This window comes from Longitalea arenae, from assembly GCF_016924755.1.
In the GTDB taxonomy this organism is placed as follows: Bacteria; Bacteroidota; Bacteroidia; order Chitinophagales; family Chitinophagaceae; genus Niastella; species Niastella arenae.
The window spans coordinates 1-22,694 of sequence record NZ_JAFFJX010000030.1 but is presented as its reverse complement, the minus strand read 5'-3'; the positions used below and the strand labels follow the sequence as shown (position 1 = coordinate 22,694).

The following is a 22,694-nucleotide window of genomic DNA, read 5'->3' as shown; positions in this document are numbered from 1 at the left end:
CAATGCAAAAATTAAAGCCTTTAGATCTTCTGCACGGGGAGTTCGGGACATTAATTTCTTCCTATTCAGACTCCAGAAAATCTATGCTTAACTACCTCATCCCCCAAAAATTTGACTTGACCCATAATTACCGCAACAGCAAGAACAAAACGGACGTTACAAAATCCACATCCGCATTTATCTCGACCAAAAGCCGCGATATTACGAAGTAAAAGTTCCCTTAAACGTGCGAGAAGAAGAATGGGCAGGAAAAGATAAAGCCTGGGTAAAAAATACCCATCCCTTTGCTTTCGAGATTAACGAAAAAATCAAAGAAAAACTTGAGGTGTTGGACAAGCTGGTAAAGCGTTATCACACTGCAAACAAAAGTCTGACCTTTCCACTCGTTTTCAGAGAGCTTAAGAAAAGAAACAATACAGATTCATTCCTGGCCTATTTTGACGATTATATCAAAGACCCACGTGAAACAGTTGACGAAAAAACCCTGAAACGTTACCGGTCATGCTGGAATCACTTAAGCCGGTTCAATCATAGCCGACGCCCCATTAAACTAACGACCGAGGCCAGTGTAGATTACATTCCCTTTAAAAATTATTGCCAGATGGGAAAAAACTGTGAATTTTTCCTTTTTGCTTTTCAGACATTGCATTCAAGACTTGTGCAGTATGGAACTGAAGGAACAAACAGTTTTTCTAATAATTTCCGAACAGGAATTGCTGGCAATAAAAGAAACGCTCAATAAAATATTGGGTGAAGTATCCGAAATTAAAAAGACTAACCCTACTCCTCCGCTGAGCAAGCCCGGCACTTCTCCTTATGTTTCTGCAAAAGAATTTATAGATGCGGTCCGTATTAAAAGGACAAAGTTCGATTCCCTTATTGCCGCCAATCAATAAAGACGATAAAAAAATCGCGCAGATTTATGTCTTGGCAACTGAAGTTGAACGATATTTTAAGGATCCTAATATTGGATGAAATTGCCCCTATCTATATTCCTCTTGATAGCATTCATAAATCAATAAGTTATGTAAAAAATTACCTGAGGTAAAATAATATTATATGCAAATGAATATAATAATCGATTTTTACATGGAGTTATATGCAAATAGATATAATTTAGTAAATTTAGCTGCAATTATATCTAAAAGCATATAATTATGAAATCGCTACAAGCCTTTGTGAAAGATAAAAGAAAGGAAGCCGGTCTTACCCAGGAGGAATTTGCTGAGAAGGCCGGTGTAGCCTTAACTGTTATAAGAAAGATAGAACAGGGGAAAAATGACTTGCAACTGGAAAAAGTAAATCATGTGCTAAAGATGTTTGGGCATGTTCTGGCCCCTGTAAGTTTAAAAGCATTTTCAACCGGTAACAATGAGACAAGCGAAGATTTATTATAAAGACGACCTGGCTGGCCATCTTACCGAAACCGATGATGGTGAGTACGTATTCCAGTACACATCAGATTACGTCGCAAACCATCCAAATGAGTTTATAACTTTTTCAATGCCGGTAAGGAATGATCCCTATAAGGACAACAGATTGTTTTCTTTTTTTGAGGGGCTCATCCCGGAAGGGTGGCTGTTAGATATCGCAACAAAGAACTGGAAACTGAACCCCAACGACAGGATGGGGTTACTGTTGGCTTGTTGTCATAATTGTATAGGTGCTGTGAGTGTAATACCAATTGATCAGAAACATGAGTAAACGTTGTTTATATTGCTATCAGGAACTGGACAAAGGGCAAAAAGACTTTCATACCCGTTGTAGCAAGGCTTTCTTTGGAACAGATGAACCACCCGAGCTAGGGTATAGCCTTGATCAAATGGCAGAACTGGCGGCTACCGTTGTTCAGCGTAGCGTAACAGTGCCAGGTGTACAACCTAAACTTTCTCTGACATTGGTCAAAAATACTCTGGAGGGTGACAAAGGCCGTCTGACAATTGTCGGAGCGTTAGGAGGAAACTATATTCTTAAACCACCGAATGAAGATTATGCCGAATTACCACAAAATGAACATCTGACCATGAGGATTGCGGAATCTTTTGGTATATCTGTAGTGCCTTCCAGCTTGATACGCTTATCCTCGGGTGAGCTGGCATATATTACCAAACGTATCGATCGCACAGCCGACGGTGGGAAAATACACATGCTGGACATGTTCCAGATACTGGAAGCATTCGATAAATACAAAGGCTCTATGGAAAGAGTTGGAAAAGCTATTGCAACGTATGCCGAGAACACTTTGCTGGATTTGTCAAACTTTTTTGAGCTAGCCGTTTTTTGTTTTCTCACCGGAAATAATGATATGCATCTAAAGAATTTTTCAATGATTATCCGGAATGATAATACATGGAGTTTGGCACCGGCTTACGATTTATTAAATGGTGCCATTGCCAACCCGGATGATAAAGAAGAATTTGCGCTTACGCTGAATGCAAAGAAAACCAAATTCAACCGCTTATGTTTTACAGAATTCGGGCAGTATTTGGGACTTTCCATCCGGCAAATAGAGGGGGTATTCAACCGTTTGATAAGAAATGAAAGTCTGGCAAAAGACCTGCTAGGAAAATCTTTCTTATCCGATGAATACAAGAAAAAATACGTAACACTGCTTGCGGAGCGATATAATCGTATACTAAGCTGAATAATGTCCAAAGACCAACTTTAATGAGCAGTTCAACATTGAAATACCATATGTAAGCTCTCTTTGACATGAACGAGACTAAAGCTTGTCTACAATCTTAGTTTTGAAAACAACATAAGTAGATTTAGGGCTTAATTTAAATTTGAATGGATAGTATGTCCAATTATTTTTGAGAACGATAGCAAGGAATTCTGTTTTCGTAGCATTATATTTTTCCATCAACTCCTTATATTCCCAAAAGAACATGGTTCTGCCATTTCTTTCATTTAATCTATCCCGAAGTTCTTTTTCAAAATCTGAATTGAACGGATAGTGTTTCAATTTACCAAGAGAATACTTGCCATCAGTTAAAAGCAAACCCATTCCATTTTTTTCACAGAATTCAATTAACGCCTCCATCCTTCTGTGAACACGTGCGTCCATCATATTATCAAGGTCTTTTCTTTCTACTATAAAGCACCTCCCGTCATTCAATAGTACTGCAAAATCTGGCGTATACTGGCGATCTATACTAGATTTAAGCAGCCTCAAAAAATGTCAAAGAACTCACTCTACTATCAGGGTTATCCCTACTTTGTCTGCCTTATAGGCTATCTTTTCTTTAAGTCCACCGTAGCTCCAGTTGCGAAATAAAAATTCATCTGCCTGGGCTTCGGCTTCCTTTTCCTGCTGGTTGACCAGCAACAAGGTAGCAGCTTTATGTTTCAGGCAAAGGTCAATAAGCCTGCGGCTGTATACATGCAGTTTGTAATTGATGTAACTATTTTCCTTGTTTTGAAATTTATCAAGCGCCTTCAATTTTCTGCCACGGCCATGTCCTGACCGGTTACAGGTCGCGGCCTTTTGCATCCGCTGCCGGGCAGACTGGATAGCTAAACGCCGGTGCAATAACTCCTCTTTACTTCCAATGGTATAGCGGTTTTTGCCAATTTTTACAATGATCGGATACTCCAGAGAAAGACTTGCTTCAGCAATAATCGCACTGTCTAACTCCTTTTGATCTTTATCCACCTTGAAAGAAAGCAGCATAAATATTTTGCCTTTGTCCAATCTCAAGGCGCTGGTAACGATTTTAATCGACCCCTGCAGGGCGCGCTCAAGTAAAACTCTTTTATCATAAAAATCTTTTCCCAGGTATGTTCTGAATGGGATTTTAAATAGGTTAAACTCTTAAAGTAAGGATTGAAATAAAACCTCGTGAGTGGTGGCCTGTATACGGGATTGCTGCGTTCCTGTACCACCAGGTTCTTTGGCAGTTAGAAACATTTTTCAGTGTTCCGTCAGAGTCTTTATTACAGTAGCTAAAACAACTAATAACATAAATAACCAGAAACAATTCTGAAACAATTTCTTCCATTCATAATGGAATGGATCTTTATTGTACCCCGTGATCATCTCGATTTCCTCCTTTGCCAATGGCAAAAAGCAAAGGAAATACCATTCAGCCTGCCGGGACATCACTTCTGCATTTTTTGCATATTTCCAACCGCTTTCTATTGAAAAAATTTCAGCCTCCTTGTCAATTTTTCAAGCGCCCTGGCGCTTGCATGGTGTTTGTACGGATAATACGGAAACAAAAAAGGAGATGACTATGGCTAATATCATGAAAAGGAACAAAGGTTATGGTGCCACACCGGCCACCACTTCGTCCTATATGCCTTTTGGTGGTTTAGTTGAAGACATCTTTCAGAACACATTGAACCGGTTCTTTGGCGATGATGACTGGGGCTTCAACGATGTGTTGAACAACACAGAGGTTCCGGTAAATATCCGTGAAACCGATCAGGCCTATGAGATGGAAGTCGTTGCTCCGGGTCTCAATAAAGAACAGTTCGATGTGCGCATTCACAAGAACATGCTCAATGTATCCTTTGAAGACAAAAAAGAGAACAAAGAAGAAAATAAACAGGAGGGTTATTTGCGTCAGGAATATCGCAGACTGGCATTCAGCCGCAGCTTTATGCTTGACGATACCCTGGATGCTGACAAGATCAGCGCTCAATATAAAGACGGGGTGCTTACAATAACCCTTCCTAAAAAAGAAGGTGCTCAACGAATCACCAAAAACATAGCGGTGAAGTAAGCCGGTGACGATGGTCACCAAAACAACGTCGATCATCGATCAACGTGATTGGCTCACAAATAGGGGCCAGGCGGGGCAGACAGAACTGCCACCCACTATGTTAAAAATTTATGGTACAATTCTAAAGAGGCTGTCTCAAATCAGATTTGAGACAGCCTCTTTCGTTTTTCAGTTTATCCCTTATACCCAAAAGAGCTGAATACATATCGTATAAAACATCCATAGTTGCGGTATGTTTCTTTCGCCTTTCCGTACTCATCATAATTCGCTGCAATACCAACCTGAAATTTGTCATAACCAAGCCCCAGCCGCAGGTATTGGTAACTCCTGTTATGTTCCGGGAAGGTCCAGGTAGTCATGAATTGTATTCTTGTATAAAGTCTTAACTTATTGTTGATCGCAGGTGCATATTCCACAAAGCCCATTAATTCAACCGATGGTTTTCGCCAGAGATCAACTCTTGGAAAGATCAGAACTGTAGTACGCCTGCCTTGCTTAAAAAACTGCAGAAAAGCAGATGGCCGCAGCCGCGACACGGGCACGTATATCGTGCCGATCCCGCTACTGATCGCCTCGGTTATTTTATATGTAATATATGACTGGCTCATAATTTCATTTTCCCTTTTCTCATCGAAAGGAATAAGAATCGACGAAGTATGGAAAAACCCATACGGCGAATGCTTCGATATATTGCTGCTGAAGGAATGCTGGTAATAGTAATTCTTATGTCCCATTACCAGCTCCACGGGCACAGGCTGCGTATATGCATAAGTGATCTTCAGGACAAGACACAGAAGGATCATGCTTGTCTGCACAAAGTTTCCCCTCTTCATAAATCTGATGATGATGAATGTTGTAAAATCGGTAGTCTTATAGTCCTAAGCCATGGAGATCTGTCGATGATAGATCTTCTCATCTAACGAGTAAGACCCCGAGCCGGTTACAATAAAGTACAACGAGAGAAAGAGGTAGAGCATGGCCGTTTGCTTTACGGCAAACCCGTCCTGGGCATGTGCAATGAAAGTAGCTACCAGAAAAGTGATGAGTACCGGAACAACACAGAGGCGGGTAAGCAAGCCCAGGACAATACAAAGCCCGCATCCAAGTTCTGCAAATACAACCAACGAAAGGGCAGCGCCGGAGCCAATGCCAAATGGATCTAGGAAATCCGGTGCATAGGATGAAAAATGAGCAAATTTATCCCAACCATTGATCATCAGGAAGAAGCCAAAAACGACTCTTAAAAACAGATGACCAAGCGCTTTAGCTTTTTCATTTTGAGAAAACACCATCTTTTTCATAGCCTGTCTTTTTTCCTGTAAAACTATCTACCGCGAATGGCACAGGCGGTGTAGAAAATGCTGTAAGGATGGTATTTTTTTCTGCACCCGGATCATACGCAGCTACGACAACAATGCATATCTAGCCTTTTGTTTAAAATCCTTCGGCAATTCCCCTTCATGCTTTTTAAAGGATTTTACGAAGTGGGAAGCATCAACATATCCCAGCCTGAAACTCACCTCTTTAACAGATAAGCCTTTGTGCGCTAAAAGATATTTGGCCTCCTGCATAAGGTGATGCTCGATCCATTTCTTTGCACTCATGCCTGTAGTGGCCAGTAAAACTTCGGTGAGATATTTTGGAGTAAGGTGTAAGGCTTTAGCGTAGAAAGAGACATCTTTATGTTCTGTAAAGCGATGTGCCAACAGCTGCCTGAAATTGGCGGCGATCTGTTCTTTTGAGGTCAGCTTTTTTTTATTCCCATAATATTGTTTCCAATACTGCTTTTGAACCAGCTTCAATATTGAAAACAGAATACCAGGCACTGCGTCAGGTGTTTCTTCCAGCTGATGCACAGCTTCGAATAACAGCTTAATCTTTGACAGTTCGGCCCGGTTAAACGTTATTACATTATGTGCATCCGGGCAGAAAAACTCCAGCGAGAAAAAGAAGGCACTGTTGAAGATGTTCAGGAAAAGGTCTTCATAAAATGACAACAGATCAATCTGCGGCCGCTCATCGCTCAACCACTGGCAGGTAATACCCGGACCAATGGTCAGCAAACTACCTTCCTGAAGGCTGTACTCTTTTGTTCCAACCTTTAGCAGGCCTCCCCCACTGCCACATAATCCGATCGTATAAAAAAAGGTTTTAAATGGCAGGCGGCTTTTATCGGTTACTGAAAACACCTTATCTCCCATCGAAATCGACTTGTCAGTCCTGGCATCTGTTCTTTCCATAGAAGTCTCAGTCAAACATTGAATACAGCAAAAATAAGCAGGAAATATATTTAAATGATCCAACCTGTCGATAGGTGATCATCAGCCGAATCCTGCATTTGATCTTTTACCGCCGTTCCCCCCTAGTTATCTGCAGTGTTACCTAAGAAAGTCACTTTCACCCCTGCAATTGGTCATATTCAGCCACCTCCTGCTTTTGTTGCCGATAATACCTTTGTGATGTCATCACAAAAACAAATACCATGAACACAGGAATGAAAACAAACAACGGGATCAGGCTTAGCCTCCTTATTACATGTATCGCCATCACCGCTTTTGTACTACAACCGGCGATGGCTGAAGCGCAAAGTAAAAAATCGGTGTCCGCCCAACCGGCCAAACAGGCAGCCAGCAATGCCAAAGCTCCCACAACCGGCTATGCGCCTGTGAATGGACTGAAACTCTATTATGAAATTCACGGCCAGGGAGAACCGCTGGTACTGCTGCATGGCGGCCTGGGCTCATCTGGTATGTTTGGTGATAATCTTACTGCCCTGGCCAAAGTAAGAAAAGTGATTACTGTCGATCTGCAGGGCCATGGCCGCACCGCTGATATCGACCGTGAACTCAACGTCGAATATATGGCCGACGATATTGCTGCCCTGCTGAAACACCTCCAGATTGAAAAAGCCGATGTTATGGGCTATTCTATGGGTGCAGGTGTTGCATTACAAACTGCTATCCGCCATCCGCAGGTGGTACGTAAACTCATCGTTGCTTCTATCCCCTTTAGACGCAGCGCTTTTTATCCGGAGATCCTCGTCCAGCAGGCACAGGTGGGACCAGAAGCGGCTGAAATGATGAAACAAACCCCCATGTACCAATCCTATGCGAGTATAGCGCCGCGGCCACAGGACTGGGCCAGACTGCTCACCAAGATCGGGGAAACCATGAAAAAGGATTATGACTGGACGGAAAGCATCAAAAATATAAAAGCGCCCACCCTGGTCATGGCTGCCGACGCGGACCTTTTCCCGCCTTCCCATGCGGTTGAATTATTTGGTTTGCTCGGCGGTGGCCAGCGCGATGCAGGTTGGGATGGTTCTCAACGGCCTGCGAGCCAGTTGGCCATTCTGCCCAATGCTACCCATTACAACCTGTTCATGTTGCCGGCCTTATCATCTACTGCTATTGCCTTCCTCACCCAACCCGCACAGCAAGCCAAATGGTAAAATCATAAATGAAGAATAGACCACAAACAAGAAACCCGTACTGGCCAGGCCCGTACGGGTTTTGTTATCCGGAAGGATTTTCACTCACTCTTATACCGCCTCCACGCCTTCCGAAGTCATTATGATCTTTTTGATGGTCCCGTCTACATTGAAATACATATAGTCGATACATACCGAACGGCGATGGCTGCCGCCGGCCGGTAATCCGCCATTATGATAGATAAAATAGGTTTTGCCTTTATAATCGAGGATGGCCGGTGAATTGGTCTTGCAATTGCCCGCAATTTCATTAATGATGCCCTGAAAGACCCAGGGCCCCCCGATATTCCGGCTCATGGCATAAGCCACTTTCTCGGGGAAATCGTACCCATAGAGCAAATAATACCATCCATTGCGCTTATAGATCCAGGCGCCTTCCTCAAACTTTGGCAGGTCTACCTTTTGTATGGGGCCGTCCAATTCGATCATATTCTCTTTCAGCTTCACATAATAATATTGCGAATTGCCCCAGAACAGGTACGCCTGTCCGTCGTCATCGATCATCACCGTAGGATCGAGATTATTCTTGTTCTCCCCCGGCACCCCAATGGTTTCATTGGTGATCAGCGCTTTGCCCAGCGCATCGGTAAACGGCCCTTCCGGTTTATCCGCCACCGCAACGCCAATGGCTTTACCGGGTATGGAACCATGAGATACAGCCACATACCAGTAAAATTTCCCATTACGATGGATCACCTGCGAGGCATAAGCGCCGCCCTTCGACCAGGCAAAATCAGTGGCCTTCAGCGGCACGGGATGTTCTTCCCAATGCACCATATCTTTCGAAGAAAAGCAAAGCCAGTCCTTCATCACATAATTTTCCACCCCATCTGGCGGTTCATCATGGCCGGTATACATATACACAGTACCGTTGTATTCAATAGCGGCCGGGTCGGCCGTATACTTGTGCCGGATGACCGGGTTACCTGCATAGCCGTTATTTGCTGCTGACATATCCATTCATTTTACTTCTTACCTGCTTTTTTCATTTTATACTTAAGGGAGAACCCCACGATCAATGAATTCACCACAAATGAAAAGCAATTGGTGGCAATGATCGGGAAGTCATTCTTTAATATACCATACCAGATCCAGCCGCTGACGCCAGCCAATAACACGATGAACATTCCCAGCGAAACGCTTTCGGCTTTTTTCTCCCGGATGATCTTCACGAGCTGCGGTACCAGGGAAACAGAGGTTAAAGTGCCCGAGAGTATGCCAATATACTGACTATATTCGTTCAAGCTTTTGTAGATTACCTAAAATTGTATGCCAGCAAGACGGTCGATTTATATATGAGAATTTTACAATAAAAAAATCCGCTATAATAGCGGATCCATTATTACTTACTGCCGTTAGGTATATACTGTCATTCACCGCTTCCCCCTCTCCAGATCCAGCAACCATTGCTTGCGCCATAAACCACCGCCATAACCGGTTAAATGGCCATCCGCGCCAATGACGCGGTGACAAGGCACCAGGATGGAAATTTTATTCATCCCATTGGCATGGGCAACCGCCCGCACCGCCGCCGGTTTGGCAATCGCGTTTGCCTGCTGCGCATAGGTACGGGTTTCCCCATAAGGTATACGCTGTAAAGCCCGCCACACCTCATTTTGAAAAGAAGAACCGGGCGTACATAATGGAACGGAAAAAGATTGCCGCTTACCGGCAAAATATTCCTCCAATTGTTTTTCCAGTATTTTGAAATGTTCGTTCTCCCCCTGGATCACCACCGCATTCAGGGATTTTGCTAACATGATAAATTCGGTCTCCAGCATCTTGCGGTCGCTGAATTCGAGCAGACAAACCCCTTCACTTACCGCCCCGGCGAACATGGTGCCCAGGGGCGTTTCCAGTCTTTTCAGATCAATGATCCGCTGCGTTTTACTTTTATTGGGCGAAACACCGAAGATCTTTTTGAACGATTCGCCAAAGCCACTGAGGGATTCAAAGCCGGCGCCAAAGGCGGTATCGGTGACCGTGGCGCCCTCCTGCATCTTTTTAAACGCAGAGTTAATTCTATACATCCGCTGATAGGCCTGAAAGGTCATATTATGGTTCTTCAGGAACCAGCGCCTTACTTGGGCGGGCTCCAGGCCGCGTTGTACCAGGTCATAATCTTTTATTTTAAGCGAGGGATCGTTGTTCAGATCTTCCAGCAACTGTTTTATCAGCTCGGGCGTTTGGTTCAATCTTTCCAGGGGCCTGCAGGTCTTGCAGGGCCTGTACCCTTTTTGTAAAGCTTCTTTGGATGAGAAAAAGAATTCAACATTCTCCCGTTTGGGCTTGCGGGCGGTGCAGGAAGGCCGGCAGAAGATACCCGTGGTTTTAACGGCTGTAAAGAATACCCCTTCAAACTTCGTGTCTTTTTCAAGAAGGGCCTGATACATAATGTCCCCGGTAAGTTGCATAAACGTGCGTTTGAGGCCCCAAAAATAAGCGGAAGAACCGGAGCCGCACAACCGGAAATTGAACAGGTATTTTCAGCAGGTACCCTAATTACCGGCTGGCAGCGTAAAATAGAAGGTAGAGCCCTGCCCTTCGGTACTTTCCACGGTAATAGTGCCACCATGTCTTTCAATGATTCCAGCACTGATATACAGTCCCAGCCCCATACCCGGGTAGGTCTCAATCTGTGGGTTCACGATCCTGTAAAAGCGGTCGAAGATATTGCTGATCATATTTTTCGGAATACCGATACCCTTGTCCTGAACACTTACCTGGATGCCATTTTTAATTGCATTGCTTACAATGGTTATTTCGCTGGCCTTAGGTGAATACTTAACGGCATTCGACAACAGGTTGGTAAGCACCTGGCCAATGCGTTCGCGGTCGGCTTTTATCAGCGGCAGCTTGTCGAGCTTCATTTTAAAAACGTGGTTAGCCGAAATGCGTTTCATTTCTTCCACCTGCTCTACGATCAGTTCGTTAATATCGAAGCGGTGCATATTCAGCTGCAGCCCTCCTTCCACAATATTGGTGGTGTCGAGCAGATCAACGATGAGGTTATGCAGCCGGTCGACCTGGGTGTTCAATTTTTTGATCAGTTCGAAATTCTCTTTATCGCCGTTTTGCTCCAGTTTTTCCTGCAACACCTCCCCATATACCTTGATGCTTGTTACCGGCGTTTTCAATTCATGGCTGGCAATGGCGATAAAACCTTCTTTTTGTTGTTCAAGCTGTTTCTGGCCGGTAATATCAATGATATACTCAACGCCTTCGTCTTCATTGATCCGGGTGGCCGAGAACAGCGCCCAGAACCGCGACCCGTCTTTCCGTATATATTGCTTTTCATAGGGGGTAATACGGCCTGTTGTCTTGAATTGTTCTAACTTTTGGAGTGAATCGGCCATAAATTCGGCCGGTGTCATCTCATCCCAGCGCAGGCGGCCCATCTGTACATCGTCGCGGCTATAACCGCACATCTGCAGAAAAGCATCGTTGGCCCCCGTGATCTCGCCGCTGATCTTAAAGTAAATGATGCCCACGGTTTCAATGGAAAATGCTTTTTCCATTCTTTCAGTCGATACCCGCAAAGCCTGCTCTGCCTGCTTGCGGGAAGAGATATCGATGAAGGTGATCACCACCCCGTTGATATGATCTTCGGCGGTGCGGTAAGGCAGCACCCGCATGATATAATTGTGCCCGTCCAGCGTATCCACCTCCCGTTCAATGACCATTAATTTCTCCAGCACGTTTTCCGCATCTTCTAGCAGGCCATGATATTGCAGGCGGTGCGTGATGTCAGACAATGGCCGGCCGTAGTCGGCGGGGATCAAATTGAAGATCTCGCGCACAGCGGGGGTGAACATGGCCACCCGGAAACTGCGGTCGAGGAAGATAGTGCCGATGTTTGCAGAATTGATCAGGTTCTGCAGGTTATTACTGGTGAGACTGGTCTCTTCGATCTTTACTTTCAGTTCCTGGTTCACGGTACGCAGCTCCTCGTTCATCGACTGCAGCTCTTCCTTACTGGTTTCCAGCTCTTCTGCCGCCGAACGCAATTCTTCGTTCATCGCCTGCAGTTCTTCATTCGAGGCTTTCAATTCCTCCGCCTGGAACTCGTGCTGTTCGTTGGAACTGCGCAATTGCGCCTTCAGCCGCATCAGCTCTTCTTCCAGGTGCCGGCTAACCGCTTCGTCGGACCGAAGAATGACTTCCCGTTCGCCGGGATCTTCTTCCGTCCTTTCAAACAAGACCAGGATAAAACCGCGGGCAATATCATCTTCCCGCAACACTGGTTTTACATGCATGTTGATGGTCTCCACCCGGTCTTCGAGCTTTACGCGCAGTCCCTTTGCTTCCACCGCTGTTTTTTGCTGCAGGGCCTGGTACAGGGCCGAGCGCAGTTCCAGGCGCAATTCCTGCCTTACCAGCTTCAACAGGTTCTGGGAAACTTCTCCGCCGGTAAACTGTAGATAGGGCGCTGCCCGGTCAGAGACATGTACAATATCATATTCTTCATTGATGACGATCGATGGAGGAGCATACTGTTCCAGCAGGCGCAGGTGCAGGTCGCCATAGGTAATCCGTTCCAGCAGGCGGTTCGATTTCTCTTTGCCAACCGTACCTGTTTGCAACTGATCGATGCGAATAGCCGGCACTGATTCCGGCACCGGGTATGCCCGCAGCGAGGTCTGGCGGCTTTTAAAAACATGGTGATCGCGGCTAACGATATCGTATAGGTTTGTGCTGGCGTCTACTGATTCGGATGTGCCCAGGAAAAGGTAACCACCGGTATTGAGGGCAAAATGAAAAGTTTCCATCACCCGTTCCTGCGCTGCGCGGTTGAGATAGATCAGTACGTTGCGGCAGCTGACCATATCGAGGTGCGAGAACGGCGGATCTTTAATGAAATTATGGTTGGCGAACAAGACCATTTCCCTGATCTCGCGGCGGATGCGGTAGCCATCGCCTTCCTTATTGAAGAAACGGCGCAGTCTTTCGGGCGAAACATCGGCGGCATCATTGATGGTATAGAAGCCTTCCCGGGCATGCCGGATGGCGTCTTCATCGATATCGGTGGCAAAGATCTGCACTTTCGGCGCTTCGATCACATTCATCGTTTGCTCTGCGCATAACATGGCAATGGAATATGCTTCCTCGCCAGTGGCGCAACCGGCCACCCAGATGCGTACCTGGTCTTCATGTTTTTTATTTTTTAGAATAGCCGGTATCACGTCTGATTCCAGCGCTTCATATGCTTTTTTATCGCGGAAGAAATTCGTAACGGAGATCAACAGGTCTTTCAGCAGGGCATTTACTTCATCAGGATGCTCCTGCAGGTAGTTCGCATACAAAATGAGATTGGGCAGACTGCGTACAGTGATCCGTCTTTCTATACGCCGCAATAAAGTGGGCCGTTTGTAATTGGCGAAATCGTGGCCGGTGCGCGCACGCAATTGTGCAAAAATTTCCCGCAGGGCATTCTGTTCTGTCTCCGCGCGATTCTCGGCTTCTAGCGGGATATGCACCATGCCCAGGTTGTTTTTGTAGTTGATGATCCTGGTGGGGATCTCAGCGACCGGCAACACCGCATCAACCATATCGGAGGAAATCGCATTGCGGGGCATTTCATTAAATTCGGCTTCCCGCGGATTCTGTACAAAGGCGGCGCCGCCTCTTTCTTTTACCCGCTTCAATCCCATAGAGCCATTGGCGCCGGTGCCGGAAAGGATGACGCAGACAGCATGCGACCCATGCGACTCGGCCAGGGTCCTGAAAAAAATATCTATGGGCGCCCGCCGGTCTTCCACCTGTACATTAGTGCTCACCAGGATGCTGTCGTCTTCCATGGTGAGGTGCTGATTGGGAGGGATTACGTATATCGTATCAGGCGCGATCTTTGTTTTCTCTGTAACCTGCTGCACCGGTATTCTGGCAGAAGTACGGATGACCTCGGCCAGCTTGCTGTCATGGTTGGGCGATAAATGCAGGATCACCACATAGGCAATGCCCGAACTTTCCGGCACAAACTCGAAGAACTTTTTCAATGCCTGGATGCCGCCGGCCGAAGCCCCAATACCCACTACCAAAAATTTACCGTTGTCCAGCCGCCCGGGCGCCCGGTCATTGAAAGAAGAAGAATGGTCCATTGCAGGGAGGTTAAGATTGCAAGTTAGTTGATACAGGCAATATAGAAAAGCGTCTTATACCGCTTTGTAAATTATCCGGCCAGCTTATCAACCCCTTCTTTATCGTTGAAGGTTTCAATGGATTCAACTGAAACTTTCTCATGTTCCAACAACACACTCTTGATGGTCTGGCTGCGCATAAGGGATTCTTTTGCTTTTTGAAAATAGAGCGCGGCTTCATGGGGATGATTATTCTCCGCAAAATGGTCGCCGACATGATTCAACAGCATGGCCGTTTCCTGGATGTCTTTTACCGCATTCCATAAGGTTTGTTCTGTTTTTTCCGTCAGGGATGCCAGCAGGCTGTCGGCAGAAAAGGCATGGCCGGTATGACAGCGGTACCGTACCCGGCGGCCGTCGGTAATAGCCGCCAGTACACCGCTACATTCGGGGCAGGTAAATGGGCTTAATTCCCCCAATTCAAATAAAACACGGCTATTCTGGTCGTCCTGCATGGCAATATGCAATTCCAGCTCTGTTTTTTTATTTTCTTCCGTGTTCTTGTATTTGACCTCTTTTAAAGGTTCCACCGTTAACTCGCCCAGCGTTTTCCCGATAGCGGCTACGGGTAGGTTAAAATCTATGTTCACTTCCCGCAAGGCATTGAATGGCATGGCAGGCACCACCGCTTCGCGGGGGTCCTGCACCATGGTAATGCCGCCCCTTTCCTTGATGGTCCATAAGCCGGCGGTGCCATCATCCAGCGCCCCGGAGAGCACTACACCAATGACCCTTGGACCAAAGACATAGGCCGCCGATCGGAACAGGGGATCAACGGCCGGGCGGAAGCGGTTCTCTTTCGGTCCTTTGGTCACCCGGATATGGTCTGCTTCCAGCAGCATATGCCTGTCGGGCGGCGCCACATAAATGTGGCCCATTTTTATATCTTCCCAATCACGGGCATTCGCCGTGGGCAGGGTGTTCAGTTTATTCAACACATCGGGCAGAATGCCGGTCGTTTCAGGAGAAAGATGCCAAACGATAAATACAGCTGCATTGAGGTCGGCCGGCAGGCGTGCAACAACTTCCTTTATAGCATCAAATCCGCCGGCAGATGCGCCTATAACAATGATGTTCCTGTTTTTCATACAACGCCGCTTATATTAATAATAGCAATACTGCCCTATCTATGCTAAAATTGAACCAGCCGGCAGGCTGTCAGGCGGCGGCCGGAGCCCTGAAAATGGGGCCAACTAAAAATCATACCGGGAAAAGCCTTCCCCTGCCATTTCAGGCTGTTATTGGATCCCACACGCCACTGCCGGCCGTACGTTTTACGTAATCGGTAAAATCAGTAGCTGGCCGGCCCAGCGCTTCCTGTACACCGTTAGCAAGGCTGGCATTGCGGCCATCGAGCACTTCGGTGAACAGGTAACTGATGAGCCAGATAAAATCAGGGGACAGGTCGTAGGCTTTCAGCATGGCTTTATATGCTTCCATCGGTACCTGTTCATACACGATGGTTCTTCCGGTTTGCCGGCCAATGATCTCTATGGCTTCTTTGAAGGTTAACAGGCGTGGACCGCTCACTTCGTATAACCTACGGCTATGACCGGCTTCGGTGATGGCAGCTACGGCAACCGCAGCAATATCTTCGGCATCTACAAAGGGCTCGGGAATATCACCGGCGGGCAGGGCCACATGGCCGGCAACGATCGGTTCCAGCAAATAACCTTCACTGAAGTTCTGGAAGAACCAGCTGGCGCGCACAATGGTATAATCGAGCGGTGACGCCATCACGATCTTTTCACATTCCTGTGCTTCTGCTTCACCGCGGCCGGATAATAACACCAGCTTTTGAACGCCGTTGGCGATGGCGAGATCAGTGAGTGTACGGATGGCGTCAACAGCGCCCGGTACTGCCAGGTCGGGAAAATAAGAAACATACAAGGTGTGCATGTCCTGAATGGCTGCTGACCAGGTAGATCGATCTTCCCAATCGAAGATGCGGTCGCCGGATCTTGAGCCAACGAATACCGGCCAGCCCAGTTGCTGTAAACGGGCTACTACCCGGCTGCCTGTTTTACCTTTACCGCCTAATACCAATGTGTTTGATTTGTTGATAGGTGTACTGTTCATAGCTTGTAATTTTTATCAAAGCTAAAACGGTGTGCCGCGCAGAAATAGAACAAAACCGACAGGGCATTGCTTGTTGTAAACATTTTCGGATGTAAATTACGTGTTGTACAATGGCAAAAATGTCAAACGCCTTGTGTTCCGTTCAGTGCCTGATAAGTTCCATTTCGCCGTTTTGGCAAAATTTCAAAATGCAGTTGATTAATTTACAGTAAAATACATAGAGGCGATTTAAATATTAAAGCAGAGTATGATTGTTCTCTACATTTACAAAACAGAAAGCGAGCGGCATCCAGGATACAAAACACGACACTAACGGTTATATATACTTTGGCAACGGGTTAGTGACCATGATACAACCTTAATTTTTGAATGTAGAACAAATACCGGCAGCGGGTAACAAGGGTTACCGGTTGCTGAGAGGGAATAAATATATCTGTTCACTTGCCTTAACCTATATTATGAAAAAGAAGAAACGCTCTAAGGAAATAGAAAAAATGATACAGGTAGAGAATATCTTCACATGGGAATGCCATCGCAAATTAACCGCCAAGGAGATCGCCAAAAGGGTTGGCATGGATGTAGAAGAGCTCAAGCTTACATACAGGAAATGGTCATCCCGGTCATTACACAGTGGACTTACCTTCGTTCGCATGCAGCAGGCCCGCTTATTACTCGAAAAAGCAGACCGGTCCATCCACAGTATAGCCGCTGAAGTCGGGTATACGAACACACAATCCTTCTCCCAGCAGTTTAAAAGAATGTTTGAATACAGTCCGCGCGAATACCGAAAAATTTATTATCCATTACCCACCGCCTCTGAAAAGGAGACTACGCCCCCTAAGCGCAAACGGATAAAACGCGCCCGGTAAAACAGGCTTTTATTACATACATAATCATTAAACCTACTTCCCATGCGAAACAGAAAGAAGTTAAAAAAGCATGTGGTGATGGCTATCATGGCCGCCAAAAAGATCTTTGATAATAACCAGGGCGACGACCACACGGCTTATGCGATGGCGCAAAGCTTTGGCGTAAGCCGCAATGTATTACAGAAAGCATTTAAGGAAGCGTATGGAATGGGCATCAGGGATTACCGGTTGAAAGTAAGAATGGAGTTATCGAAGCAATTACTGGCGGAAGGGAAAGATGCGAAGGAAGTATCTATAACGGTACACTATAGTGATCCCAGTGCATTCAACAATGCGTTCAAGCGGTATTATGGCGTAACGCCCAAAGAGATGTTTGACTTCAACAAAACACTGAACGCATAACCCGGTACGATATGCGGCACTACCTGCACACCAGCCAACAAACGATAGATCAATTGATAAGAAAGAAAAGCGTGCAAAGTATAAATAAGTTGTGCGAACTATAAATAGAAAACACTTTTTTTTCGGTTACACACAACGTAGATTGCATGAGAAATGAATGAATGCTCCGGCACAGATTAGTCCACCGGAAGACAGCACCAGAAGAAATCAATCACGACACATACTAATTACCACGAGCACCATTAGATTGGACGGCCTTTTATTTATCTAAACAATAAGAGAGCATGGAAACCTTATTCAATGTACCGGTTACGCCGGGCACCAACCAGCTTGCGCCTGATTCAGCAAACTCCGACAATTACCCCATCAAGCGATTATCCATCATTATACCCGCATACAACGAAGAAAAGACCATCGCACTGATCCTCGACCGTATAAATGAAGTAAAGCTCATAAGGAACATAGAAAAAGAAGTGATCATTGTCAATGATTGCTCTACTGACGGCACAGAGTCAGTTGTACAGAACTACATAACGAACGGCGGAAACCACACTATCAGTTATTTCAAGTATATTAAACACGAAGTAAACCAGGGAAAGGGTGCGGCGATCCATACAGGTATTGCCCAGGCAACCGGCGAATATTTGTTGGTGCAGGATGCCGACCTTGAATATGACCCGGGCGAATACAACACTTTGTTAAAACCCATAGTGCTTGGCTCGGCAGATGTGGTATACGGCTCCAGATTTATGGGCGGCAATCCACACCGCATCCTGTTCTTCTGGCATTCGATCGGCAACCGCGTGCTTACCTTTCTTTCGAACATGATGAGTAATTTAAACCTCACCGACATGGAAACCGGCTACAAGGTCTTCCGCACAGCGATCATTCAGCGCATTTACTTACACGAGAAACGCTTTGGCTTCGAGCCTGAGGTAACCCAGAAAGTTTCGATGGTGCCCGGCATCCGGATCTACGAGGTGGGCATCAGTTATTATGGAAGAACTTTTGCCGAAGGTAAGAAGATCGGGTGGAAGGATGGGTTCAGGGCTATTTATTGCATACTGAAATATGGTTTGTTTAATAACCAGTTGTTTGTGAAACAACCGCAAAAAGAGATCCGGGTACATACCTAACCAGCGATCATACATCTACTGCTAGCTTCCTTACTCAGATTAATCAACGTTAAACTTGCATCAAATGATCAAGCGTACGACTATTATTGAGATCGTTACCGTACTTAATATCATTCTGTTCCTTTATACCGGCATTGCGAAGATCATGGATTATAGTGTGTTTAAAGAACAATTGGCAATGTCACCGATCTTGTCCTGGGCTGCCAATCCGGTTGCGTTGCTGTTGCCCTGGGTAGAATTTGCTATAGTGCTGATGTTAGTCATTCCCCGTTGGCGCCTCAAGGGCCTTTATGCTTCATTGATCATGATGACCTTATTTACGATATATATCATTGCCTTATTTAGCATTAGTACAGAGATGCCTTGCAGTTGTGGGGGAATTATGGAAGCGCTGAGTTGGCAACAGCATATTGTTTTTAACCTGGTGTTTGTTCTGCTCAATGGGTGGGCCATCTATCTGCAAAAGAAGGAAAAGCAAGCATTCAGGAACGGGTTTAGTGATCAAAGAGGATATAGCATATCACATACATAAGAAGCCTTAAATACATTTCCGATAATTGATTTGGTTGCTCATCTATTTAACATTCAACTTAACAAGATGAATCAGGGGAATATTACACCATCAGCAGAAGTATCATTTAAAGATTTCCTGTTTAAGGATAAGCGGAACAGGACGATTTTAATACTGGCGGGGATAGCTGTTGTCATTCAGTGGTCGGTGTTTAAGTATTTTTATCCGTTTGCGAGTTTTATTCATGGGGATTCGTTTTCGTATATAAATGCAGCTGACCAAAATTTAACAATCAACACATACCTTATCGGATACTCCAAATTTTTAAGGCTTTTTAGCATTTTTGCGAAGCCTGACATTTTCTTAGTAAGCTTTCAGTATCTACTCATTCAATCCAGTGTATTATTTCTCTTATTTACTATTTTTTACTTCTATAAGTCAGGCAAGACGACACAATACACTTTGTTCTTTTTCATGGTCTTTAATCCGTTATTTTGGCATCTAGCAAATCTGGTATCAAGCGATGGCTTATTCCTTGTGTTAAGCATGATATGGCTTGCTTTACTGCTTTGGATTATGCATGCACCATCAAAACGAGTGTTTATTTGGCATGCAGCCGTAATATTTATAGCGTTTACAGTTCGTTATAATGCTATGATATACCCAATTATATCGGCAATAGCTTTTTGGTTATCCAATATATCATGGCGCCATAAATTAGCGGGATTTACCATGGGTGTCATGTTATGTGGGCTGTTTATCATACTCACGTCTTATGAATATAAGAAGCTTACAGGATATTGGCAATACTCACCCTTTAGCGGTTGGCAAATGACTAATAATGCAATGTATGCTTATCGATATGTTGATAAATCCGAAAGAAAAAACGTACCACAAAAGTTCCAAATATTAGACAGTATGATAAGGCAGTATTTTGATAGCACAAGAGATATAAACAAACATCCCCAAGAGGCTTTAATGGCAAGTACTGTTTATATGTGGACCCCTTCGTTATCGTTGTATAAGTATCGAAACAACTTGTTTATAAAAAGAAACGATAGCGGAGCAAGCGAACTCAAAAAATGGGCAAGCATGGGACCGCTTTATAAAAACTATGGCATTTTTATAATAAAGCAGTATCCAATTCATTATCTCCGTTATTTTATCTGGCCTAATGCAAACAAATATTATGCACCACCGATTGAATTCCTTGAAGATTACAATTCTGGAGTATCATTTGTAACAGAACAAACAAAAAGATGGTTTGGATATAAAACAATGACTATAAAAACGAGATTTAAATCAAATAGAGTATGGATTTTAAATTATTTCCCGATTCTTGGAGGTGTTGTTAACGTGTTAATGTTGTGCGCTATGATTTACTATTTATTATTAAATGGGTGGAGATATGATATTCGGTTCAGGAATGGATTAATAATATTCGGAAGTATATGGATCTTAAATGCCGCATTTACAATCACCGCATCTTCAGCCGCCTTAAGGTTTCAGTCATTTCCTATAACCCTTTCGTGCATAACTGTTGCAATATTGATGGACTGGATGATTAAGGTTATGCTAAAAGAAAATAGCAAATCATCAGATGTATTAAGAAATAATAAATCCACGCAACTTTCGGAAAACGCATTAGCTTAACAATAAAAGAGCAATAGCGCACACAATTTTACACTCTGCTAATAATACATAACTTATGAAATGTATAAAGTACTTAATAATTGGAATTTGTATTCTAGGCTGTTACAGCCGAGAACCGGAGAAAACAGGTTTAGAGGGAAAACCTTTTCCTTCTTTCGACCTTTTATCCATAGATAGTATTACTAAAATAAAACCAAATAATATATATAAAAACGAAGCACTAGTACTTTTCGACTTTGGCCCACATTGCGCTTATTCAAGAGCCCAAATGGAAGAAATTATTAACAATATCAACATACTTGATAAAATACAATTTATTCTGACAACTACTTGGCCTTATAAAGAGATGAAAGATTTTTATGCCCATTACAACCTAAAGAAATTGAGAAATGTGACTATTGGCCTTGATTATTCAAATTTTGTTAGTTATTACTTTAAATCACGAGGCGTACCTTATACAGCAATTTATGGAAAAGATCATAAGTTAAGAGCCACTTACATTGGTGTAATTGATGCCAAACTTATTAAGAAAATTGCCGAAAACTAACTATCGTTATCTGTTGCAAATGTGTCCACTTAAAGATAATTATACTATTATAAGATTATCATAGAATACTACCTTGCAAGGAAATGGAGGAGCCGAAAACCATTATAAAAGAGTAGGCATCAAGAATAACACAAAAGTTTAGCTTTTTGATTTCTAAAAAGCACTCATTTTATGAAAAAAGTAAAAATCATGTTAACCGCAGTTACTATTGTTGCAGCCGTTGGTGGAGCATTAGCTTTTAAGGCACAAAAGTTTGGCGCAGCAAATGCATACTGCAAGAGCCAATCTGGTGCATGTAACAAGGTTATTTACCAAACCACTCCCAGAGACGGATTTAATCCTATCGCCTTTGACCCATGTGCAAATACAACAGTTTACTATTTAAATCCTACTTGTCCTGTTACAACTACTTTTTCAACAACAGGGACTCCATTGTACACTGCCCCCAATTTATAAGCAAATAGGTCAATGATTGATCGAAAGATAATAGTGTGTAATTAAATACAAAGGTAGCGATTAATTCGCTACCTCTTTGTCTAGCCGTACATACTATTTGTATTTGGCGCAGATAAGTTTAATTAATCGAAGGGTGCTCAGCTCGTTAAGAGATAAGTACCCTTCATTTTCTTGCAGGGAACTGTTACAATTGCATGTGTTTCTAAATTGTACCAACCTTTCGCCAAAAACCGCTCCTTTATCATTAGAGAAAAATCTTTTACTTAAGTGGGTCTGTAGCTGCACTTATTCCGGCCCTCTAACATTGGAGTTTTAAATGTTTTTTCTAGTAGTTAAAAGGGTGTCGGTTTAAATGTATCTTAGCGGAGGTACAAAGCCAAGCGCCTGATGAAGTCTTGAGCAGGTGTAATCCTACTGCCAAACTTTGGCCATTAGTCGCACGCTCGTACTGTCCATGCCAGACGTAATTAGCCGTCATGAACGACCAATGTTTGTTTTATCCGCTTATCGCTGCCTGTTAATCTCCTCTTCAAGGCCCTTCATCCGTTTCACTTCACTGGTGTAGTCGGTAAGCAACAATGCAGAGTTTTTGGCAATTAGAAGTGCAGAACTTTTGGCAACAACCAGTACACAAAAATTGGCAACAAGAGTGCAGAGCGGTGTCAAAAATAAGAGCATTGATTTAGT

The 22,694-nt window shown here is 44.2% G+C and carries 26 protein-coding genes; 14 read left to right on the top strand and 12 right to left on the bottom strand.

Annotated elements, in window-relative coordinates; all coding sequences use genetic code 11:
• From JT717_RS27825 to JT717_RS27805, 5 genes are all read left to right on the top strand, one after another.
• The coding region (locus JT717_RS27825; protein ID WP_205514628.1) for a hypothetical protein at nucleotides 1-212 on the top strand (212 nt) is incomplete at its 5' end.
• Nucleotides 164-742, top strand: a complete 579-nt coding sequence (locus JT717_RS27820; protein ID WP_369411779.1) for a phage integrase SAM-like domain-containing protein — start codon at nucleotides 164-166, stop codon at nucleotides 740-742. The genes JT717_RS27825 and JT717_RS27820, both read left to right, overlap by 49 nt.
• Before the next feature lie 415 nt (nucleotides 743-1,157).
• On the top strand, nucleotides 1,158-1,397 hold the full coding sequence (locus tag JT717_RS27815) for a helix-turn-helix domain-containing protein (RefSeq protein ID WP_205514626.1): 240 nt from the start codon (nucleotides 1,158-1,160) through the stop codon (nucleotides 1,395-1,397).
• The gene (locus tag JT717_RS27810) at nucleotides 1,372-1,704 is read left to right on the top strand and encodes a HipA N-terminal domain-containing protein (RefSeq protein ID WP_205514625.1); all 333 of its coding nucleotides are present in this window, start codon (nucleotides 1,372-1,374) and stop codon (nucleotides 1,702-1,704) included. Before JT717_RS27815 ends, JT717_RS27810 begins: the two co-directional genes overlap by 26 nt.
• Nucleotides 1,697-2,644, top strand: a complete 948-nt coding sequence (locus JT717_RS27805) for a HipA domain-containing protein (protein WP_205514624.1) — start codon at nucleotides 1,697-1,699, stop codon at nucleotides 2,642-2,644. Before JT717_RS27810 ends, JT717_RS27805 begins: the two co-directional genes overlap by 8 nt.
• Nucleotides 2,645-2,722: 78 nt before the next feature.
• Here JT717_RS27805 and JT717_RS27800 read toward each other — a convergent pair whose 3' ends face one another.
• Both JT717_RS27800 and JT717_RS27795 read right to left on the bottom strand, forming a co-directional pair.
• Nucleotides 2,723-3,070: a hypothetical protein gene (locus JT717_RS27800; protein WP_205514623.1), complete on the bottom strand. Its 348-nt coding sequence runs from the start codon at nucleotides 3,068-3,070 to the stop codon at nucleotides 2,723-2,725.
• 120 nt (nucleotides 3,071-3,190) lie between these two features.
• Entirely contained in the window at nucleotides 3,191-3,700 is a 510-nt protein-coding gene (locus JT717_RS27795; protein ID WP_205514622.1) for a hypothetical protein, read from the bottom strand.
• Between the two features lie 535 nt (nucleotides 3,701-4,235).
• Here JT717_RS27795 and JT717_RS27790 point away from each other — a divergent pair.
• Nucleotides 4,236-4,727, top strand: coding sequence for an Hsp20/alpha crystallin family protein (locus JT717_RS27790; protein WP_205514621.1), 492 nt, complete (start codon nucleotides 4,236-4,238; stop codon nucleotides 4,725-4,727).
• 173 nt (nucleotides 4,728-4,900) lie between these two features.
• Here the strand turns inward: JT717_RS27790 and JT717_RS27785 are convergent, their stop codons facing one another.
• The 3 genes from JT717_RS27785 to JT717_RS27775 all read right to left on the bottom strand — a co-directional run bounded on the left by JT717_RS27785 (nucleotide 4,901) and on the right by JT717_RS27775 (nucleotide 6,967).
• A complete protein-coding gene (locus JT717_RS27785; protein ID WP_205514620.1) occupies nucleotides 4,901-5,530 on the bottom strand; it encodes a hypothetical protein in 630 nt (209 codons plus the stop codon).
• A 75-nt stretch (nucleotides 5,531-5,605) separates the two neighbouring features.
• Nucleotides 5,606-6,028, bottom strand: coding sequence for a DoxX family protein (locus JT717_RS27780; protein ID WP_205514619.1), 423 nt, complete (start codon nucleotides 6,026-6,028; stop codon nucleotides 5,606-5,608).
• Between the two features lie 102 nt (nucleotides 6,029-6,130).
• Nucleotides 6,131-6,967, bottom strand: coding sequence for a helix-turn-helix domain-containing protein (locus tag JT717_RS27775; RefSeq protein WP_205514618.1), 837 nt, complete (start codon nucleotides 6,965-6,967; stop codon nucleotides 6,131-6,133).
• 242 nt (nucleotides 6,968-7,209) lie between these two features.
• Between JT717_RS27775 and JT717_RS27770 the strand changes: the two genes are divergently transcribed.
• Nucleotides 7,210-8,178 (top strand): alpha/beta fold hydrolase, encoded by a 969-nt coding sequence (locus JT717_RS27770; protein ID WP_205514617.1) that lies wholly within the window; start codon nucleotides 7,210-7,212, stop codon nucleotides 8,176-8,178.
• 90 nt (nucleotides 8,179-8,268) lie between these two features.
• Here the strand turns inward: JT717_RS27770 and JT717_RS27765 are convergent, their stop codons facing one another.
• The 6 genes from JT717_RS27765 to JT717_RS27740 all read right to left on the bottom strand — a co-directional run bounded on the left by JT717_RS27765 (nucleotide 8,269) and on the right by JT717_RS27740 (nucleotide 16,433).
• Nucleotides 8,269-9,171: a glycoside hydrolase family 43 protein gene (locus JT717_RS27765; RefSeq protein ID WP_205514614.1), complete on the bottom strand. Its 903-nt coding sequence runs from the start codon at nucleotides 9,169-9,171 to the stop codon at nucleotides 8,269-8,271.
• Nucleotides 9,172-9,182: 11 nt separating this feature from the next.
• A complete protein-coding gene (locus JT717_RS27760) occupies nucleotides 9,183-9,461 on the bottom strand; it encodes a SemiSWEET transporter (protein ID WP_240348461.1) in 279 nt (92 codons plus the stop codon).
• A 129-nt stretch (nucleotides 9,462-9,590) separates the two neighbouring features.
• Nucleotides 9,591-10,631, bottom strand: a complete 1,041-nt coding sequence (locus JT717_RS27755) for a bifunctional transcriptional activator/DNA repair enzyme AdaA (RefSeq protein ID WP_205514613.1) — start codon at nucleotides 10,629-10,631, stop codon at nucleotides 9,591-9,593.
• 84 nt (nucleotides 10,632-10,715) lie between these two features.
• On the bottom strand, nucleotides 10,716-14,315 hold the full coding sequence (locus JT717_RS27750; RefSeq protein WP_205514611.1) for a CheR family methyltransferase: 3,600 nt from the start codon (nucleotides 14,313-14,315) through the stop codon (nucleotides 10,716-10,718).
• A gap of 71 nt (nucleotides 14,316-14,386) precedes the next feature.
• Entirely contained in the window at nucleotides 14,387-15,442 is a 1,056-nt protein-coding gene (locus tag JT717_RS27745) for a chemotaxis protein CheB (RefSeq protein WP_205514610.1), read from the bottom strand.
• 142 nt (nucleotides 15,443-15,584) lie between these two features.
• The gene (locus tag JT717_RS27740) at nucleotides 15,585-16,433 is read right to left on the bottom strand and encodes an SDR family oxidoreductase (protein WP_205514608.1); all 849 of its coding nucleotides are present in this window, start codon (nucleotides 16,431-16,433) and stop codon (nucleotides 15,585-15,587) included.
• A gap of 458 nt (nucleotides 16,434-16,891) precedes the next feature.
• Here JT717_RS27740 and JT717_RS27735 point away from each other — a divergent pair, with 458 nt between their 5' ends.
• The 7 genes from JT717_RS27735 to JT717_RS27705 all read left to right on the top strand — a co-directional run bounded on the left by JT717_RS27735 (nucleotide 16,892) and on the right by JT717_RS27705 (nucleotide 22,007).
• Nucleotides 16,892-17,302: a helix-turn-helix transcriptional regulator gene (locus JT717_RS27735; protein ID WP_205514607.1), complete on the top strand. Its 411-nt coding sequence runs from the start codon at nucleotides 16,892-16,894 to the stop codon at nucleotides 17,300-17,302.
• 42 nt (nucleotides 17,303-17,344) lie between these two features.
• Nucleotides 17,345-17,704, top strand: coding sequence for a helix-turn-helix domain-containing protein (locus JT717_RS27730; protein ID WP_205514605.1), 360 nt, complete (start codon nucleotides 17,345-17,347; stop codon nucleotides 17,702-17,704).
• 284 nt (nucleotides 17,705-17,988) lie between these two features.
• Nucleotides 17,989-18,840, top strand: a complete 852-nt coding sequence (locus JT717_RS27725; RefSeq protein ID WP_205514603.1) for a glycosyltransferase family 2 protein — start codon at nucleotides 17,989-17,991, stop codon at nucleotides 18,838-18,840.
• A gap of 64 nt (nucleotides 18,841-18,904) precedes the next feature.
• Nucleotides 18,905-19,372, top strand: coding sequence for a MauE/DoxX family redox-associated membrane protein (locus JT717_RS27720; protein ID WP_205514602.1), 468 nt, complete (start codon nucleotides 18,905-18,907; stop codon nucleotides 19,370-19,372).
• A 66-nt stretch (nucleotides 19,373-19,438) separates the two neighbouring features.
• Nucleotides 19,439-21,004, top strand: a complete 1,566-nt coding sequence (locus JT717_RS27715; protein WP_205514601.1) for a hypothetical protein — start codon at nucleotides 19,439-19,441, stop codon at nucleotides 21,002-21,004.
• A 55-nt stretch (nucleotides 21,005-21,059) separates the two neighbouring features.
• Complete coding sequence (locus tag JT717_RS27710) at nucleotides 21,060-21,551, top strand: hypothetical protein (RefSeq protein WP_205514600.1); 492 nt, start codon at nucleotides 21,060-21,062, stop codon at nucleotides 21,549-21,551.
• 171 nt (nucleotides 21,552-21,722) lie between these two features.
• Entirely contained in the window at nucleotides 21,723-22,007 is a 285-nt protein-coding gene (locus JT717_RS27705; RefSeq protein ID WP_205514599.1) for a hypothetical protein, read from the top strand.
• Nucleotides 22,008-22,511: 504 nt separating this feature from the next.
• On the opposite strand, the gene JT717_RS27700 is transcribed toward JT717_RS27705, so the two are convergent.
• A partial coding sequence (locus JT717_RS27700; RefSeq protein WP_205514598.1) for a hypothetical protein occupies nucleotides 22,512-22,694 on the bottom strand: 183 nt, incomplete at its 5' end.

Excerpts from the sequence above, each read along its gene's own strand:
- JT717_RS27770 (WP_205514617.1), top strand. The coding sequence starts at position 7,210 with ATGAACACAGGAATGAAAACAAACAACGGGATCAGGCTTAGCCTCCTT.
- JT717_RS27750 (WP_205514611.1), bottom strand. The coding sequence starts at position 14,315 with ATGGACCATTCTTCTTCTTTCAATGACCGGGCGCCCGGGCGGCTGGAC.
- JT717_RS27735 (WP_205514607.1), top strand. The coding sequence starts at position 16,892 with ATGAAAAAGAAGAAACGCTCTAAGGAAATAGAAAAAATGATACAGGTA.
- JT717_RS27765 (WP_205514614.1), bottom strand. The coding sequence starts at position 9,171 with ATGTCAGCAGCAAATAACGGCTATGCAGGTAACCCGGTCATCCGGCAC.
- JT717_RS27705 (WP_205514599.1), top strand. The coding sequence starts at position 21,723 with ATGAAAAAAGTAAAAATCATGTTAACCGCAGTTACTATTGTTGCAGCC.
- JT717_RS27720 (WP_205514602.1), top strand. The coding sequence starts at position 18,905 with ATGATCAAGCGTACGACTATTATTGAGATCGTTACCGTACTTAATATC.
- JT717_RS27715 (WP_205514601.1), top strand. The coding sequence starts at position 19,439 with ATGAATCAGGGGAATATTACACCATCAGCAGAAGTATCATTTAAAGAT.
- JT717_RS27745 (WP_205514610.1), bottom strand. The coding sequence starts at position 15,442 with ATGAAAAACAGGAACATCATTGTTATAGGCGCATCTGCCGGCGGATTT.
- JT717_RS27730 (WP_205514605.1), top strand. The coding sequence starts at position 17,345 with ATGCGAAACAGAAAGAAGTTAAAAAAGCATGTGGTGATGGCTATCATG.
- JT717_RS27710 (WP_205514600.1), top strand. The coding sequence starts at position 21,060 with ATGAAATGTATAAAGTACTTAATAATTGGAATTTGTATTCTAGGCTGT.
- JT717_RS27815 (WP_205514626.1), top strand. The coding sequence starts at position 1,158 with ATGAAATCGCTACAAGCCTTTGTGAAAGATAAAAGAAAGGAAGCCGGT.
- JT717_RS27780 (WP_205514619.1), bottom strand. The coding sequence starts at position 6,028 with ATGAAAAAGATGGTGTTTTCTCAAAATGAAAAAGCTAAAGCGCTTGGT.
- JT717_RS27790 (WP_205514621.1), top strand. The coding sequence starts at position 4,236 with ATGGCTAATATCATGAAAAGGAACAAAGGTTATGGTGCCACACCGGCC.
- JT717_RS27775 (WP_205514618.1), bottom strand. The coding sequence starts at position 6,967 with ATGGAAAGAACAGATGCCAGGACTGACAAGTCGATTTCGATGGGAGAT.
- JT717_RS27805 (WP_205514624.1), top strand. The coding sequence starts at position 1,697 with ATGAGTAAACGTTGTTTATATTGCTATCAGGAACTGGACAAAGGGCAA.
- JT717_RS27810 (WP_205514625.1), top strand. The coding sequence starts at position 1,372 with ATGAGACAAGCGAAGATTTATTATAAAGACGACCTGGCTGGCCATCTT.
- JT717_RS27725 (WP_205514603.1), top strand. The coding sequence starts at position 17,989 with ATGGAAACCTTATTCAATGTACCGGTTACGCCGGGCACCAACCAGCTT.
- JT717_RS27800 (WP_205514623.1), bottom strand. The coding sequence starts at position 3,070 with ATGATGGACGCACGTGTTCACAGAAGGATGGAGGCGTTAATTGAATTC.
- JT717_RS27740 (WP_205514608.1), bottom strand. The coding sequence starts at position 16,433 with ATGAACAGTACACCTATCAACAAATCAAACACATTGGTATTAGGCGGT.
- JT717_RS27785 (WP_205514620.1), bottom strand. The coding sequence starts at position 5,530 with ATGATCCTTCTGTGTCTTGTCCTGAAGATCACTTATGCATATACGCAG.
- JT717_RS27755 (WP_205514613.1), bottom strand. The coding sequence starts at position 10,631 with ATGCAACTTACCGGGGACATTATGTATCAGGCCCTTCTTGAAAAAGAC.